Consider the following 16206-nt stretch of genomic DNA (forward strand, 5'->3'; position numbering starts at 1 on the left):
TTATTTTATGACAGGCAAACTTCATCTGATAGTTGTCATGGAACCGTCGCAGTCATGTCGCGAACATATTTCGGCCTGCTCAGGGCAGGCCGTCGAAGCGTTTGAGCAGGTGATGATCAGACGAATGAAACGCCAGAAGTCTGCGCCCGCAACCGCGGGTCGGACGAGCGCACGATCACCGGCCGGCCGTCGAGAATCTCAAAGCAGCGCGCGAGCGTGTCGTCCTCGAGCCGGCGCATCGCCTGATGCGTAAAGAAGGTGAGGTGCGGGAACAGGATGACGTCGTCGCGGCCGAAAAGCGCGCCCATCGGATGGCCCGACTTGGCCAGCGGCTCGACCGAATAGACGTCGAGCCCGGCGCCGCCGATGCGCTCGGAAACGATCGCCTCGACAAGGGCCGCCTCGTCGATGAGCGCGCCGCGCGAGACGTTGACGATGATGGCGGAAGGCTTGAGGCAGGCGAGTTCAGCCTTGCCGATCAGGCCGCGCGTGCTGTCGTTCAGCACGCAATGGATTGAGACGAAGTCGCAGGCGCGAAGCATTGCCTGGAGGTCGTCGGCTTTTTCGATGCCGGCGGCGCGCATCGTTTCGGCGTCGACACCGGGATCGAAGCCAAGAAGCCGCGCACGAAATCCCTGGCCGGCCATGCGCGCCATGCTGCGGCCAATTTTGCCACAACCGACGATCCCAAGCGTGGCGCCTGAAATGTCGCGTCCCAGCCAGCGCGGCTCGGGCCAGATCCAGCCATCGCGCGATACCGCCGCGGTGATGGCGGGCAGCCGCTTGGCCAGCGCGACCATCATGGCGAAAGCACCTTCGGCGACGGTTTCCTCGGCATATTCGGGCACGTTGACAACGGGGATACCGCGCCGCATGGCAGCGGGGATATCGATGGCGTCGATACCGACGCCATATTTGACGATGCCCTTCAACCTGGGCGCCGCGTCGATCACCTCCGCAGTGACTGGCGTGTAGCACATCAAGAGCAGATCGGCGTCGGCGACCGCGGCTTTGAGCTCCGCCTCGGAAATGCCGTCCGGCAGCGTCACCAGCTCGACACCCCTTGCCCGCAAGCCGGCATCGATGCCTGGACATTCGAGCTCGCGGTCGGTGCGGACGGCCTTCACGGTCAGGCCGTCAGCACGGCGCGTTCGACGATGTCGAGCGCACGGTCGAGATCGGCTTTCGAAATCACCAGCGGCGGTGACAGCGTCAGCACGTTGCCGTGGCTGACCTTGAAGCTCAGCCCCCGTTCGAGGCAGGCATAGAAGACGCGTTCGGCAAGATCGCGCGCGGGCTGGCGCGAGGTACGGTCCTCGACAAGTTCGACGCCGACCATCAGTCCCCTGCCCCTGACATCGCCGACATGGGGCGAACGCCCCATCAGATCCTGCATGCGTCCCAGCATATGCCGGCCAAGCTCGGCCGCACGCTCGACCAGTCCTTCTTCCAGGATGATATCGATCGTCGTCAGCGCCGCGCGCGTCGTCACCGGGTTCTTCTCGTGGGTGTAGTGACCGATGGCAAAACCGCCGGTGACGTCGAGATCGCGGCGGGCGATGACAGCGGCGATCGGCAGGATGCCGCCGCCGAGCGACTTGCCGAGAACGACGATGTCCGGCGTCACGCCGTCATGCTCATGGGCGAAGAATTTTCCGGTCTTGCCAAGGCCGGTCGGGATCTCGTCGAAGATCAGCAGCGTGCCGTGCCGGTCGCAGGCCTCGCGCACCCGATTCCAGAAACCGGGCGGCGGCGGGTTGGGCGTTGCCCGCATCGGCTCGGCGACGACCGCGGCCACATCCTGTTCGCGACCGAGCACATAGGCGATCATGTTGGCGCAGGCGAGCCCGGAGGCTTCCAGGGTGCCGTGGCCGTAAGGACAGCGGTAGCCGTCCCAGGGCGCGACATGTTCGGTGCCGGTCATCATCGGCCCGGCGATATGGGAACGGAAGGTCGCTTCGCCGCCGACGCTTGCGGCACCGAAGCCAGCGCCATGAAAGGCATCCCAGAACGAAACCGTCTTGAAGCGGCCGGTCGCGGCGCGCGCGATCTTCAGCGCCACCTCGATGGCGTCGGAACCGCCTGTCGTGAACAGCACCTTGCCGAGATCGCCGGGCGCCAACTCGGCCAATTTCTCGGCCAGTTCGACAGCGGGTTCGCAGGTGAAGCGGCGCGGCGCAAAACAGAGATCGTCGAGCTGTTTCTTGATCGCGGCGACCAGCTTCGGATGGCCATAGCCGAGATGGTGCACGCTGTTGCCGTGGAAATCCATGAAACGGCGGCCGGCGGTGTCCTCGATCCAGATGCCTTCGGCCTTAGCGATCGTCGAAAGACAAGGGCTGGACAGGCTCTGGTGCATGAAGGCCGAAGCGTCGCGGTCAAGCAGCCCGCGGATGCGTGGATCGTCCTGGCCGGAATCCCAGCGGCTGCGGGCCGCCGTGGTGTTGGAATCGCCCTCGGTATGCACAAGCTCTTTGATCGCGGCCATAACCATCTCCGAAACGCGAATGAGGGAGCGTGGAACGCTCCCTCGGTTGTTCTGTCAGCCGAGCCGTCCGGTCAGGACCAGGGCAGCGAAAACGTCTTCACATTGGTATAGCTCTTCATTGCCTCGATGACGCCTTCCTTGTAGCCATTGCCACTGTCCTTGATGCCGCCGAACGGCGACATCTCGATGCGGTAGCCCGGCACTTCCCAGATGTTGACGGTGCCGACCTCAAGGCCGGTGATGTATTTCTGCATGCGCGGAAACGAGTTGGTGCAGACGCCCGACGACAGGCCGAAGGCGGTCGAGTTGGAGAGCCTGATCAGCGCCTCGTCATCGTCCGGTGCGCGCACGATCGGGATGATCGGGCCGAAGGTCTCTTCCATCACCAGTTCGGATGTGTGCGGCACGCGATCGACGACGATCGGCGGCAGCAGCGCGCCTTGCCGGCCCGGATTGTAGAGGATTTCGGCGCCCTGCCCGGCGGCCATGTGGACCCGGGCTTCGAAGAGTGCCGCCGCCTTCTCGTGCACGACGGTGCCAAGATCTGTCGTGCGGTCCATGGGGTCGCCGAAGCGGATCTTCCTGGCCCGCTCCAGCACCAGCGGCACGAAGCGGTCGGCGACGCTTTCCTGGACAAGGATGCGCTTGACCGCCGTGCAGCGCTGGCCGGAGTTCTTCGTGGCGCCGGCGACGGCGAGATCCGCGGCCCTGGCCAGATCGTCGTCCGAGAGATCGTTGAGGACGATCAGCGGATCGTTGCCGCCGAGCTCCAGCACCTGGCGCTTGTAGCCGGCTGTGCGGGCGATCATCTTGCCGACCGGCACGCCGCCGGTGAAGGTGATCAGGTCGATGTTGTCGTTGGTGATCATCTCGTTGCCGATGTCGGCCGGCCAGCCGGTCACCACCGACAGCATTTCCGGCGGCAGGCCGGCTTCGTAGAGGATGTCGGCCAAAAGCAGCGCCGTCATCGGCGTCAGTTCGGTCGGTTTGACCACCACGCAATTGTTGGTGGCGATCGCCGGCGCCACCTTGTGCGAGACCATGTTGAGCGGATGGTTGAACGGGGTGATCGCCGAGATCGCCTTCAGCGGCTCGCGCGTGGTGAAGATCTTGCGCGCTTTGCCGTGCGGGGTGAGATCGCAGGAGAAGATCTGGCCGTCATCCTGGATGCACATCTGCGCCGACAATGTGAACACGTCATAGGCGCGGCCGACCTCATAGAGCGAATCCGTCTTGGAGATGCCGAGCTCGAGCGTGATGAGATCAGAGATTTCTTCCCGGCGCGACGCGAGTTTTTCCGCCGTGCGGAACAGGATCTGCTGGCGCTCGTAGCGCGTCAGCTTCGACCTGTAGCCGGCGGCGATCTCGAAGGCCTGGCGGGCATGCTCGGCGCGGCCGGCAGGCACGGTGCCGATAACGGTGTCGTTCCAGGGATAGCGCACCTCGACAACGTCGTCGGCATCAACCTTCTTGCCGGCGATGCGCATCGGCTCGTGGCGAACTTTGATGGCAGGGCAGAGTTGGGTCATGTGCTCTGCTCCAGCAGATTCTTGGGTACGTCGCGGCGAGGGTCGACCCCCACTCCGGCCCTTCGGGCCACCTCTCCCCCGATCGACGGGGGAGAGGAAATCAGGTGAGGTCAGCGCCCCAGGCTTGGCGCCTTTCCTCTCCCCCGTCGATCGGGGAGAGGTGCCGAGCGGAGCGAGGCGGAGTGGGGTCGACCAGCGCCATCTTGGAGGCGACACCGGCACCCGACCCATCCGTCACGCGAGCGCGGCCGCCATCGTCGCGTAGTAGAACGCGTCGAAGTTCCTCAGCACGGGCTCATCAGGCAAATCGGCCAGCACGCGGTTGACGATGAACGGCACCTCCTGCTCGGTCAGCCCGCCATGCGAGCGCAGCGGCTCGTTGAGGGCTGCCAGGTCGTGGCGGTGTTCCGAGGTGCCGATCGTCTTGTTCTGCGTCGAGATCAGCACGATGTCGCCGATGCGGTCGGCCGGCAGTTCGAAACGCTCGCAGGCGGTCGGGCTGTCGACAACCAGCATGATGCCGTCGATCTTCGCCAGCCGCGCCATGATGTCGGCCTGATCGGCGCCGTCAGGAAGGTAGGCGGTGGCGAACGAGCCGAGCGCGCCGTGATGCACGACATAGGGATCTGTGATCGGCAGAATGACGCGCGCGGCATCCTTGCCCAGCCATTCGTCGAGCAGGTCCTGGACATAGACGACGTCAGGCGAACCATCCTGCTTGTGCTTGGGCTTCATGCCATGGTCGGCGGTCACCACGATTGCCGCGCCCAGCGCATCAAGCTCGGCCAGGTACTTGTCGAACATCTCGTAGAAGGCGTTGGCCTGGGGCACGCCGGGCGCGTATTTGTGCTGCACATAGTCGGTGGTGGTCAGATACATGATGTCGGGGCGGAATTCCTTCAGCAGCTGGACGCCGGCGGCGAAGACGAATTCCGACAGTTCGGCCGAATAGACTTCCGGTACCGGCAGTCCAAAATGCTTCGAGGCATTGTTGATGCCGTGCTCGGCCTTGGTGGTGGTGTCGGATTTTTCGGCCGAGAAGCACAGCGCGCGGCCGTCGTCGAAGGCGAGGCCCTTGCCGAGCAGCGCACGCAATTTGTCCTTGGCGGTGACCACCGCGACCTTGGCGCCGGCATCGTAGAAGGCCTGGAAGATGGTGGGCGCGCGCAGGAAGCGCGGGTCGTTCATCATCACTTCCTTGCCGGTTTCGCGCTCGTAGAGGTAGTTGCCGCAAATGCCGTGCACCGAGGGCGGGCGGCCTGTGGCTATCGACAGATTGTTGGGGTTGGTGAAGCTCGGAATGACAGAATGCGCAAAACGCACCGTGCCTTTCTGCTTGATCCTGACCAGCGCCGGCATCAGCCCGGCCTTGATGGCTTCGTCGAGATAGGCCGGCTCGCAGCCGTCGAGGCAGATGGCGATGGCCGGCACACGTGGCCAGGCGTAGGTGCGGCCGTTGACCGCGACGTTGATGGGAGACATCTGGTTCATCGAAATCCTCAAAAATTCTGCCGCTTCAGGCGGCGAGTTTGGCGCGCTCGGCGATTGCCGCGGCGGGAGGAGCGGCGGTGTCGACGTCCATCTCCTTCAGCGACTGCGCCGCCGCCTCTACGACGCGGCGCATGACATGTTCGTCCATCTGGCCGATGCAGCCGATACGGAAGCTATCGACGACGGTCAGCTTGCCCGGATAGATGATGAAGCCCTTGTCCTTCATCAGCTCGTAGAAGCGGTCGAAGGCGAAGTTGGCGTGGGCCGGGTTGAAGAAGGTGACGATGATCGGCGACAGCCAGCGATCCCTGAGCAAAGTCTCGAAGCCGAGCTCGCGCATGCCGGCCACCATCACGTCGCGGTTCCTGGTGTAGCGGGCGCCGCGGCCGGCAACGCCGCCCTCGGCCTCGTGCTGGCGAAGCGCTTCAAGGAAGGCGGCGACGACATGGGTCGGCGGAGTGTAGCGCCACTGCCCGGTCTTGTTCATATGCGCCCACTGCGCATGGACGTCGAGCGACAGCGAATGGCTGCGGCCCTTGGCGGCTTCCAATTCGCTCTTGCGGGCGATGATGAAGCCGAAGCCCGGCACGCCCTCGATGCACTTGTTGGCGGACGAGACCATCGCCTCGTAGCGGATCTCGTTCACGTCGAGCGCGATGGCGCCGAAGGCGCTCATGGAATCGACCAGCAGCTTGCGGCCCTTGGCATGGACGGCTTCGGCAATCTCGGCGACGGGGTTGAGGATGCCGGAACTGGTCTCGCAATGGATGGCGATCACATGCGTGATGGCAGGATCGGCCTCGAGGGCGGCGGCCACCTCGTCGCCGCGCGGCGGCAGGTAGTCGCCCTTGTCGATCAGCGTATAGGCGCGGCCGAGATACTGCATGGTCTGGGCCGCGCGCAGGCCGTAGGCGCCATTGGCCAGGACCAGAACCTTGCCGTCCTTCGGCACGAACGAACCCAGCATCGCCTCGACGCAGAAGGAGCCGCTGCCTTGCATCGGCACACAGTCGAATTCGCCTTTTGCATCGCCGGTCAGCGCCAGCAGGCGGCGGCGCATGTCTGACGTCATGGCGCGGAAATCGCCGTCCCAGGATCCCCAGTCGCGCAGCATCGCCTGCTTGACCGGATAGGAGGTGGTGAGCGGCCCGGGCGTCAGCAGGTATGGCTCGCCCAGCGCCGGACCGGCCAACGGCTCCGCGGCAAATTTCGTCTCGGCGAGCATAGTGTCCTCCGCTGCTTTTTACGTGGGGCCATTCTTGGCTGGAACGACGTATTTGTAAAATCGTTATTTTGTATTGATGTATAAGCTCACCCGATGATCTGGCTTGCAGTCGAATTATTGCCCGGCGGGATAATCGCGCCTCCAGCCGAGCGCAGCCTGCGTGGTATCCATGACGCGTGCGTGACCGTGGGCGATCATCCCCAGATATAAGAAGAATCGTTCCTTCATGCCTTTTTGCCTGCGAGGCTTATGATAGGTTGGCAGCCGGAACTCGGATCTAGAAAGGTGAGAACATGCGCTACGTTCAATTGCGAGCCTTTCACCAGGTGGCGATATCAGGCGGGTTTTCACGTGCCGCGGAAGCGCTGTTCCTGACGCAGCCGGCAATTTCGGACCAGGTGCGCAAGCTCGAGGAAGAATATGACGTGCTGCTGTTCAACCGGAACAAGAAGCAGGTCACGCTGACCCATTCGGGCCAGAAGCTGCTCGAAATAACCCACCGCATGTTCGATACCGAGCAGCAGGCGCTCGAGCTTCTGACGGAATCGCGCGCCCTGCGCTCCGGCACGCTGCGCATCGTCGCCGACGCCGCGCATCATCTGCTTCACATCCTCGGCAGTTTTCGCGCGCGCTATCCCGGCGTCCAGGTTTCGCTGCGCGCCGGCAACACCGAGACGGTAATCAGCAGCCTCTACAGCTATGATGCCGACATCGGCGTGCTGGGCGAGGTGCCGACCGGACGCGACTTCGAGGTGCTGAAACTCAATTCGACGCCGATCATCGCTTTTGCGTCCGTCGATCATCCGCTGTCGGGCAAGAAATCATTGAGCCTCAAGCAACTCGCGCAGGAATCGCTGGTCATGCGGGAGCGCGGCTCCAAGACGCGCCAGAAGCTCGAGGATCTGGCCGCGGCATCGAAGGTCGAACTCAGGCCGGTGATCGAGGCCGAAGGCCGTGAAGCCGTCCGCGAGATCGTCGCCTCGGGTGCCGGCATCGGCTTTGTCTCGGCGGCCGAATTCGGCCAGGATTCGCGGCTGGTAGCGATCGCGCTCGACGCGCCTGAGACGTTGATGGACGAAGCACTGATCTGCCTGCGCGAACGCAGCGGCGGCAAGCTGGTGCGCGCCTTCCTCGACATGGCGCGTTCGATGTCGGCGGATTAGGCGGCGGCCCTGATCTCCTCCACATCCGCTTTCACCCGTTCCGACTTCGGATCGTAAGGGGTGCGCAAATGTGCCTTGGCCGCGTGGCGAACGCCGGCAAGATCGATCTCGAAACGGCCGCTAGCCAGAAACGCAGCGTCGACGCCCGTCTCGTTCTCGATCAGCCCGAGCGCCACCGAGCGGCCAAGCGTGTGACCGTAGGCGGCCGAGCGGACCTCGCCGACGGGCTTGCCGTCGCGCAGGATCAGCTCGCCGCCCCACAGCATCGGCTCGGCATGGTCGAGCGTGAACAGTACGATGCGTTTTGCCGGCGCCGTCGACGGCTTGGCCTCGACCAGCGCGTCACGGCCGATGAAGCCACCCGGTTTGTCCATGGCGACGGCGAAGCCAAGCCCCGCCTGCCAGGGGGTAATGTCAGGCGTCAACTCACGGCCCCAGGCGCGAAAACCCTTTTCGATGCGCAAGGCATCAAGCGCGTAGTAGCCGGCGTCCAGGAGGCCGAATTCGCCGCCAGCCTCGTGCAGCGCCTCGTAGACGCCGACGGCGAATTCCGTCGGCACGATCAGCTCCCAGCCGAGCTCGCCGACATAGGTCATGCGGTTGGCGTAGGCGGTAGCGTAGCCGATATCGATCTCGCGGATGGTGGCGAAGGGGAAGCCGGCGTTGGAAAGATCGGCCGACGACAATTTGCCCAGGAGATCGCGCGAGCGCGGCCCCATCAGCGCCAGCACCGCGTAGGACGAGGTGACGTCGGTCACGATGGCATGTGCGTCCGGTGGGATGTTCCTGGCGATCCAGTCGGCGTCGTGGACCGCTTGCGCCGAACCGGTGACGATGAGGAATTTTTGCGCACCAAGTCGCATTACGGTGAGATCGCTTTCGTACCCGCCGCGCGCGTTGAGCACGCCCGTGTAAACGGATGTACCGACCGGTACATCGACATTGCCGGCGCAGATGCGGTTGAGCAGGGCACAGGCGTCGCGGCCCTGCACGAGAAGCTTGGCGAAAGAGGTCTGGTCGAATACGGCAACAGCCTCGCGCGTCGCCTTCATTTCGCGCTTGACTGCCTCATGCCAGTTCTGGCGGCCGAAGGCATAATCGTTCCCGGCCCTCTCTCCCGGGGCCGCGAACCAGTTGGCGCGCTCCCAGCCCATCTTGGAACCGAAGCAGGCGCCCCTGGCGGCCAGCCGGTCGTAGAGCGGCGAGCGGCGGAAGGGTCGGGCGGTGTCCAGTTCGCGGTTCGGCCACGGCATGGCGTAATGCAAACCGAGCGTCTCCTTGACGCGATCATGCAGCCAGCGCGGATTGTTGTTGAAGGCGGCGAAGCGCCTGATATCGACAGGCCACAAATCCATGGTCGGCGCGCCGTTGACGATCCACTCGGCCAGCGCCTTGCCGGCACCGCCGGCGCTGGCGATGCCCATCGAGTTAAAGCCGGCGCCAACATAGAAATTCTTCAGCTCCGGCGCCTCGCCGAGGAGAAAATTGTTGTCGGGCGTAAAGCTTTCGGGACCGTTGTAGAACTTCTTGACCTCGGCTTGCGCCAGTTGCGGCACGCGCACCAGCGCGTTTTCCATCAGAATCTCGAACTGATCCCAATCGTCCGGCAGCAGCGCGAACTCGAAATTCTCGGGGATGCCGTTCATGCCCCACGGCTTGGCATGCGGTTCGAAGCCGCCCATGACCAGCCCGCCGACCTCTTCCTTGAAATAGACGAAGCCGTCCGGATCGCGCATGACGGGCAGGTCCGGATGCACACCCTCGATCCGGCCCGTGACGATATACATGTGCTCGGCCGAATGCAGCGGCACCGAGACGCCGCACATCAGCCCGACCTTACGCGCCCACTGGCCGGCGCAGTTGACGACGGTCTCGGCGGCGATGTCGCCACGGTCGGTCTCGACACCGCAGGCGACGCCGTTTCTCACCGTGATGCCGGTGACCTTGACGCGCTCGAATATCCTCGCGCCGCGATTGCGCGCGCCCTTGGCGAGCGATTGCGTGAGATCGGTCGGATTGGCCTTGCCGTCGCCAGGCAGCCAGACCGCGCCGACCAGATCGTCCGTCGCCATGACCGGCCACAGATCGCCGGCTTCGCTCGGCGAGATGACGTCGATCTCAACGCCTTGGGCGCGCGCCGACGCAGCCGTACGCTTCAGCACCGTCATGCGGTCGGCGGTGCGCGCCACCGACAGCGAGCCGCAATTCTTCCAGCCGGTCGCGAGACCGGTCTCGGCCTCCAGTTCGCCATAGAGCTGAGTGGAGTACCTGATCAGGCTGGTCATGTTGGAATGGCTGCGCAATTGCCCGACCAGGCCCGCGGCATGCCAGGTGGTGCCGCCGCTGAGCTGCCCCTGTTCGAGCAGGACGACGTCGGCCCAGCCAAGCTTCGTCAGGTGATAAGCGACGGAGCAGCCGATGATGCCGCCGCCGACGATCACGACGCGTGCCTGCGTTGGAAATTCATGTGCCATGAGCGTTCCGCCATCTTGAGGGATGGTCGGCAAGCTAACACAGGAAAGCCAAATATCAAGTCAAAAAGTCACAAAATATCACATCAGGATGCGACGATCAGCTCCGGCCCTTTTTGCAAAAGGACGTCGGCAAGCGCAGGCTGCGGCCGGGCGTCGACGATAACGCCGGCGGCGCGGTCGAAATTCGGAATCCTGAGCGGCGTCAGCTTGCCGAACTTGCTGCTGTCGAGGACGAAATAGGTTTTGCCGGCGAGCGCGATCATTCGGCCGCGCTGCTCGGCACCGGCCCTGGTGAAATCGGTCACCTCGCCATCCGGGGACAACGCGCCGCCGCCGAGAAAAGCGATGTCGACGCGAAAGTGTGCCATTGCATCGAGCGCATCGATGCCGGAAGCGGCCTCCTCGCCCGGGTCGACTTCGCCGCCCAGTATGTGCACACGCATGCCGGGGACATGGCACAGATGCAGTGCAATCTTCAGGCTGGCCGTGCAGATGGTGAGATCGCGCAGGTCGTTCATGGCCTGCGCGACGGCCAAGGTTGTGGTGCCGGAATCGAGAAAGACCACCATACCGCTGCTGACAAGGCCGGCCGCCGCCCTGCCGATCGCCGCCTTGCCGTGCGCATTCTCCCGGCTGCGCAGGCCCATCGCCGGCTCGCTCGGCTCGAAGCGAGCGGCGCCGCCATGCACGATGCCGAGCCGTCCCTGGTCCGAAAGCAGCTTCAGGTCGCGGCGGATGGTCTCGCGCGAGACGTCGAAAAAGCCGGCCAGTTCGGCGACGCTGACCGAGCCCTGGGCACCCAGGCGCCTCAGGATCTCGTCATGACGGCGGGGAGCAAGGGCACGTGCCGGCAGACGGCTGTCGGGGGACATGGAGGGCCTCATATCGAACGAATAATGTTGCGATATGTGGCAGTGAACCGCCCGGGAGGCAACCGCGAGGACGGCGTGGCCATGGTCGATCGATAAGGTCTGGCCTGTTCGGGTGCTGACCCGGCGTCAGCGTCCGCGCAGGCTTTGCAGATTGTGCACGTGGACGTGGTCGCCGGCCGCCACGGCAGCCGTCAGGCGGCCGATCGCCTCGCCGTATTTGCGTATGGTGGAGCCGGCGGCGAGGTCGTGCAACGCCAGCTTGTGACCGGCTTGCAACGCGGCGCCGGCCTTGAGGACAACCCCCTCGCGGGCGCCTCGCGTCGTCACTTCGGCGCCTGCCTCGACCGGTTCCACGAGGACAGCCACGTCGTCGTCAGCGTGCAGCACTATGGCTCCAGGCTTGGTCATGCGCCGGCAAGCCGGACCTGGACGCCGGTCGCGTCTTCGCGCAACTTCAGCACGGCGCCAACATCCTTGCCGGCCATGCCGGCGTCCATCGCCTCCCTGAGCACGGCAAGCGTGGCGCCCCCGACCGGCGTCTCGACGCCGAGCGCATCATTCATCGCCAGGGCAAGCCGGCAATCCTTGTGGGCGAGCTTGACCATGAAGCCGGGCTCGAAGTCGCCCTTGAGCGCGCGGTTGTGCATCGCCACCGCCAATTGCTGGTTCCAGGCCATCGTCGTCTTCAGCACGCTGATCATGGTGTCGAGCGTCAGGCCCGCCTTGGCGCCGGCGACCAGCGCCTCGGAGCTGGCCGTTATCAGCACGCTGGCCAGCAGGTTGTTGGTGAGCTTCATTGCCTGCCCCATGCCGAGCCCGCCGCAATGGATGAGGTCGGCCCCCATGCTCGACAGGATCGGGCGCGCGCGCTCCAGCACGGCGGCATCGCCGCCGATCATCAGCGTCGAGGTTCCGGCGATGGCGTGCTCCACCGTCTTGCCAACAGGGCTGTCGATCATGTCCACGCCGCGTTGCGCCAGCCATGCGCCGATACGCTGGGTGGTCTGCGGGTCGATCGTGCTCATGTCGATATAGAGGCTGCCGGCCCTGAGGCCATGCCCGATGCCGTCGGCACCGAGCACGGCGGCCTCCACATCAGGCGCATCCGGCAGCATGGTGATGACGATTTCCGATTGCTGCGCAACCTCGCGCGGCGACGCCGCCGCCCGGGCGCCGGCGTCGACGAGTTTTTTCACCGCCACGGGGTTGAGGTCGAAGACCGTCAGCGCATGTCCTGCCTTGAGCACGTTGCGGGCCATGGGTGCGCCCATGGTTCCAAGTCCGACAAAACCGACTGACGTCATGGATCAACTTCCTTCCCTGAATGACTCTGCTGCGAATGCGCGTGCCCCCCGAACTCCTCAGGACGGCACTTTCCACTGGTCGAGCTGCCATGCCGGCAGGCCACGCAGATCCTTGGCATTCTTGTCGGTGAAGCCGCTTTCGTCCGGCACCTTGCCCGTGCCCTCATAGGCTTTCTGAAGCAGCGGCGCCGCCTTGCCGAAGGCGGCCTTGACCTGGTCCCAGCTCAGCGCCTCAGGAATCATCTTGCCGGCAACCATGAACTGGGAGATCTGGCTGATCGCCGCCGCATCGCCTTCGGTCGGCCAGATCCAGCCGCGCTGGAAAAGCACCTCGTCGCCGATGACCTTGGCGCCCAGCGCAGGATCGAGCCCCCAATATTTGACTACCGACTGCGAGATCTCCCGCGCGTCGATCTTCTGGAGATCGGCAAGCGCGCGTTGCGCGGCCGTCAGGAAGGCCTGGCCGAGCGCGGCATCGTCGCCGACGATGCGGTCGCTGCAGATCCAGAAGGAACGGTGCAAATAGTAGCCGTCGGGGTAGAATTTCGACTTCTTGACGCCGGGCAGCATGTGGCCTTCGCCCTCGCCCGCGGGTCCGCTGTAGCCGGCCTCGGTATAGCCGAACGAATTCATGATCCCGGTGAGGCCGGTTTCGGCATTCGCCTTCAGGAAGGCCGGGTAGATCACCACCGACGCGTCCATGCCCTCCGGGAGGGACGCGGCAACGGCCTGGGTCGGCGTGTTGACGATGTTGATGCCGAAGGCGCGCGGGTCGGCGTCGCCCAGTTCCTGCAGCAGCATTTGCGAGAGCGCGTTGTAGGGGTCGCCGCCGACAAGCGCGCCGACGGTCTTGCCCTTGAGGTCGCCGATGTTCTTGATAGCGGAGCCCTTGCGGGTCGCCAGCACCATGCGCATGTGGCCCTCGCCGACGGTGAGGATGTTGATCGGCTGCGCCTGCGAAAGCAGCCGCACGATCGGCGTGTTGCCCCACATGCCGACGTCGAGATCGCCGGAGACGAAAGCTTCCACCATCGGCAGCGCGGAGGGATAGTCGCGCCAGTCGACCGTCAGGTCGTAGCCGAGTTCGGCGGCCGCCTTCTCCAGCAGCTTTTCGTTGATCATGCGTTGCGTCAGCGGCGAGTTGCCGGCCGCGTAAGGCTGGCGGCCGATCGAGACCTTGGCCGGCTTGCGGTCCTGCGCCCGCACGATCGATGGCATGGCCAGCGCGGCGGCCGCGGCGCCACTCAGGACTGCGCGTCGGTTGAATGCGGTTTCCAGAAATTTCCTCATGACAATCCTCTCCCTGTTGTCGTTTCAGTTCATCGTTGCGCGGTAAGCCTCTTCGCGGATCAGTTCCCAGATCGATTGGCTGAGCCTGGCGAAATCGCCGGAGCGCCGCGTCTCGTCGCCGCGTGGCCTGGGCAGGTCGATGTCGATGACCTGCTTCAGGCGGCCCGGATGGCTGCTGAGCACCGCGACCCGGTCGGCCAGGAACACCGCCTCGTCTATGGCGTGCGTGATGAAGACGACCGTCCGTCGCTCGGCGGCGGGGCGGTCCTGCCCCCAGATGCGCAGCAATTCGTCTTGCAGGATGACGCGGGTCTGCGCGTCCAGCGCCGCCAGCGGCTCGTCCATCAGCAGGATTTCCGGCTCGTTCGCCATCAGGCGCGCCAGTGCCACGCGCTGGCGCATGCCGCCCGATAGCTGGTGCGGGTACTTGTCCTCGGAGCCGGTCAGGCCGACCATTTCGACGGTACGGCTGACGCGGTCGGCACGCTGCGCGGGCGAAAGCCTCGCCCCGGCCGGCCCATAGATCAATCCGAACTCGACATTGCCGCGCACGGTGCGCCAGGGAAACAGGGCATAGTCCTGGAACATCACGCCGCGTTCGGCCCCCGGTCCTTCGATCGGCCTGCCGTTCAGGCTCATCGTGCCCGACGTCGGCCTGTCGAGGCCGGCGAGCATGTTGAGAACGGTCGTCTTGCCGCATCCGGATGGGCCGACGATAGCCATGAACTCGCCGGCCTTGATGTCCAGCGACAGGCTGTCGACCGCCACCACGGAGGCAGATTCCCCGAAAGATTTGCTGACGCCGTCGAGGCGGATCTTGGCATCGCTCATGGCTGGCTCCACGGCACGGCGAAGGCGAGTGCGGCACGCAGGATGCGGTCGAGCGCGAAGGCCACGATGCCGACCGCGATCATGCAGACCACCATGCCGTTGAGGTTGATCGAATAGGCGTAGAAGACGAACATCATCTGGCCGATGCCGCCGCTGCTGCCGGACTTCGCGCCGACCGCGAGCTCGGCGGCAATGATCGCCGTCCAGGCGATGCCGAGGCCGATGCGCATGCCGACCAGAATGGATGGCAAGGCAGCCGGCAGCAGCACCACCCGCATCCGTGTCAGCGGCGCCAGCCCCATGGTCAGCGCGGCGCGCATCAGACTGGGCTCGATGCGCTTCACGCCCGAGATGGTGTTGATCAGGATCGGGAAGAAAGCGGCATAGGCAACGATGGCAACCGCTGCCCCGGAGCCCGAGCCCAGCCAGAGGATAACCAGGGGCAGGATGGCAAGTGCCGCTATCGGCCGGAAGGTCTCGACCAGCGGATCGAGATTGCGCTCGACGGCCGGCATGCTGCCCATGGCGACGCCAAGCGGTATCGCCAGCAGCGCGGCCGCCGCGAAGCCGGCGAAGACCCGTCCGAGGCTGGTGGCGAGACCGGCCACGAGATCGCCGTCGCGCAGCATGGAAATGGCCGTTTCGGCCACCGTGCTGGGGCGTGGCGCCTGGGCGGAGCCGGACGCGAGAGCTTCCCAGACGACCAGCAGCAGCACGGGAACGATGAGGCGAAGCGCAAACCTGTTCATCGCGCCACCTCCGTCCGCGCCCACGGAGTCAAGACATCAGAGAGCCAGCGCAACCCCTTGTCCGTCAGGAAGCCGAGCAGGCCGATGGCGACGATGAAAGCCATCACCGTCGGCGTCGACAGCATGCTGCGGTAGTATTCGATGGCGTAGCCGAGGCCGTTCGGCGCTCCTACCAGTTCGGCAGCGACGACGGCGGTCCACGAGGCCGCCACCGCAAGCCGTGCCGAGACCAGGATCGCCGGCAGCGCCGCCGGAACGATGACGCGCCGCATGATCGCCCGCCCAGACAGGCCCATCGTGCTGGCCGCCGCGACGAGCCGCCTGTCGACGGCGGCGGCGCCCGCGGCGGTGCCGATCAGCAGCGGGAAGAAGGCGGTATAGAACATGATGAACAGCGGCAGCCGATGGCCGATGCCGAACATGTAGAGCGCAAGCGGTATCCATGCGATGCCGGCTATCGGCCGCAGGATCTCCACCGGCAGTTCGAGCAGATCGTTCCAGAGCCGGCTGCGGCCCATCAGCAGCCCGAGCGGCACCGCCACCGCCGCGGCAGCCGCAACGCTTACCAGCAGACGGGCCAGACTGATCCCTGCATTGCCGAGCAGTTCGCCGTTGAGGGCCGTATCGCGCAGCGCAAGCGCAACCGCGACCGGCGACGGCAAGAGCAGCTTCGAAGGCACGAAGAACGAGCCGACATACCAGGCAAGGACGAACAGGCCCATCGTGCGCAAATACACGAACAGGCTGGTCAGGCGCGCAAAGCGCATTGTCCTTTGGCCGGCATCGTTCG

At 65.0% G+C, this 16206-nt stretch carries 14 protein-coding genes; 1 reads left to right on the forward strand and 13 read right to left on the reverse strand.

All coding sequences use genetic code 11. The features are described 5' to 3' along the window. Positions 1-116: 116 nt before the first annotated feature. The 5 genes from FJ426_RS23965 to FJ426_RS23985 all read right to left on the reverse strand — a co-directional run bounded on the left by FJ426_RS23965 (position 117) and on the right by FJ426_RS23985 (position 6733). Positions 117-1127 (reverse strand): NAD(P)-dependent oxidoreductase, encoded by a 1011-nt coding sequence (locus tag FJ426_RS23965; RefSeq protein ID WP_140497591.1) that lies wholly within the window; start codon positions 1125-1127, stop codon positions 117-119. A gap of 2 nt (positions 1128-1129) precedes the next feature. After that, entirely contained in the window at positions 1130-2488 is a 1359-nt protein-coding gene (locus tag FJ426_RS23970; protein ID WP_140497589.1) for an aspartate aminotransferase family protein, read from the reverse strand. 71 nt (positions 2489-2559) lie between these two features. After that, a complete protein-coding gene (phnY, locus tag FJ426_RS23975; RefSeq protein WP_140825544.1) occupies positions 2560-4017 on the reverse strand; it encodes a phosphonoacetaldehyde dehydrogenase in 1458 nt (485 codons plus the stop codon). 234 nt (positions 4018-4251) lie between these two features. Next, a complete protein-coding gene (phnA, locus tag FJ426_RS23980; protein ID WP_140562341.1) occupies positions 4252-5508 on the reverse strand; it encodes a phosphonoacetate hydrolase in 1257 nt (418 codons plus the stop codon). Between the two features lie 25 nt (positions 5509-5533). Continuing rightward, complete coding sequence (locus FJ426_RS23985; protein WP_140497584.1) at positions 5534-6733, reverse strand: 2-aminoethylphosphonate--pyruvate transaminase; 1200 nt, start codon at positions 6731-6733, stop codon at positions 5534-5536. A gap of 293 nt (positions 6734-7026) precedes the next feature. On the opposite strand from FJ426_RS23985, the gene FJ426_RS23990 reads away from it, so the two are divergent. Next, complete coding sequence (locus tag FJ426_RS23990; protein WP_140497582.1) at positions 7027-7896, forward strand: LysR substrate-binding domain-containing protein; 870 nt, start codon at positions 7027-7029, stop codon at positions 7894-7896. Here the strand turns inward: FJ426_RS23990 and FJ426_RS23995 are convergent. The 8 genes from FJ426_RS23995 to FJ426_RS24030 all read right to left on the reverse strand — a co-directional run bounded on the left by FJ426_RS23995 (position 7893) and on the right by FJ426_RS24030 (position 16183). After that, positions 7893-10370, reverse strand: a complete 2478-nt coding sequence (locus FJ426_RS23995; RefSeq protein ID WP_140562343.1) for an FAD-dependent oxidoreductase — start codon at positions 10368-10370, stop codon at positions 7893-7895. The genes FJ426_RS23990 and FJ426_RS23995 overlap by 4 nt on opposite strands. A gap of 83 nt (positions 10371-10453) precedes the next feature. Beyond that, a complete protein-coding gene (locus FJ426_RS24000; protein ID WP_140562345.1) occupies positions 10454-11242 on the reverse strand; it encodes a DeoR/GlpR family DNA-binding transcription regulator in 789 nt (262 codons plus the stop codon). A 126-nt stretch (positions 11243-11368) separates the two neighbouring features. Further along, positions 11369-11650 (reverse strand): UxaA family hydrolase, encoded by a 282-nt coding sequence (locus FJ426_RS24005; protein WP_140497576.1) that lies wholly within the window; start codon positions 11648-11650, stop codon positions 11369-11371. Then, complete coding sequence (locus FJ426_RS24010) at positions 11647-12546, reverse strand: NAD(P)-dependent oxidoreductase (protein ID WP_140514491.1); 900 nt, start codon at positions 12544-12546, stop codon at positions 11647-11649. The genes FJ426_RS24005 and FJ426_RS24010 overlap by 4 nt, the downstream gene beginning before the upstream one ends. 57 nt (positions 12547-12603) lie before the next feature. Then, complete coding sequence (locus FJ426_RS24015) at positions 12604-13836, reverse strand: PhnD/SsuA/transferrin family substrate-binding protein (protein ID WP_140562346.1); 1233 nt, start codon at positions 13834-13836, stop codon at positions 12604-12606. 24 nt (positions 13837-13860) lie between these two features. Then, positions 13861-14667, reverse strand: coding sequence for an ABC transporter ATP-binding protein (locus FJ426_RS24020; protein WP_140514487.1), 807 nt, complete (start codon positions 14665-14667; stop codon positions 13861-13863). Then, the gene (locus FJ426_RS24025) at positions 14664-15416 is read right to left on the reverse strand and encodes an ABC transporter permease (protein ID WP_140562348.1); all 753 of its coding nucleotides are present in this window, start codon (positions 15414-15416) and stop codon (positions 14664-14666) included. The genes FJ426_RS24020 and FJ426_RS24025 overlap by 4 nt, the downstream gene beginning before the upstream one ends. Further along, positions 15413-16183: an ABC transporter permease gene (locus FJ426_RS24030; protein ID WP_140497565.1), complete on the reverse strand. Its 771-nt coding sequence runs from the start codon at positions 16181-16183 to the stop codon at positions 15413-15415. Before FJ426_RS24030 ends, FJ426_RS24025 begins: the two co-directional genes overlap by 4 nt. Positions 16184-16206 lie beyond the last annotated feature (23 nt).

It is taken from the genome of Mesorhizobium sp. B2-6-4 (assembly GCF_006441495.1).
Classification (GTDB): domain Bacteria; phylum Pseudomonadota; class Alphaproteobacteria; order Rhizobiales; family Rhizobiaceae; genus Mesorhizobium.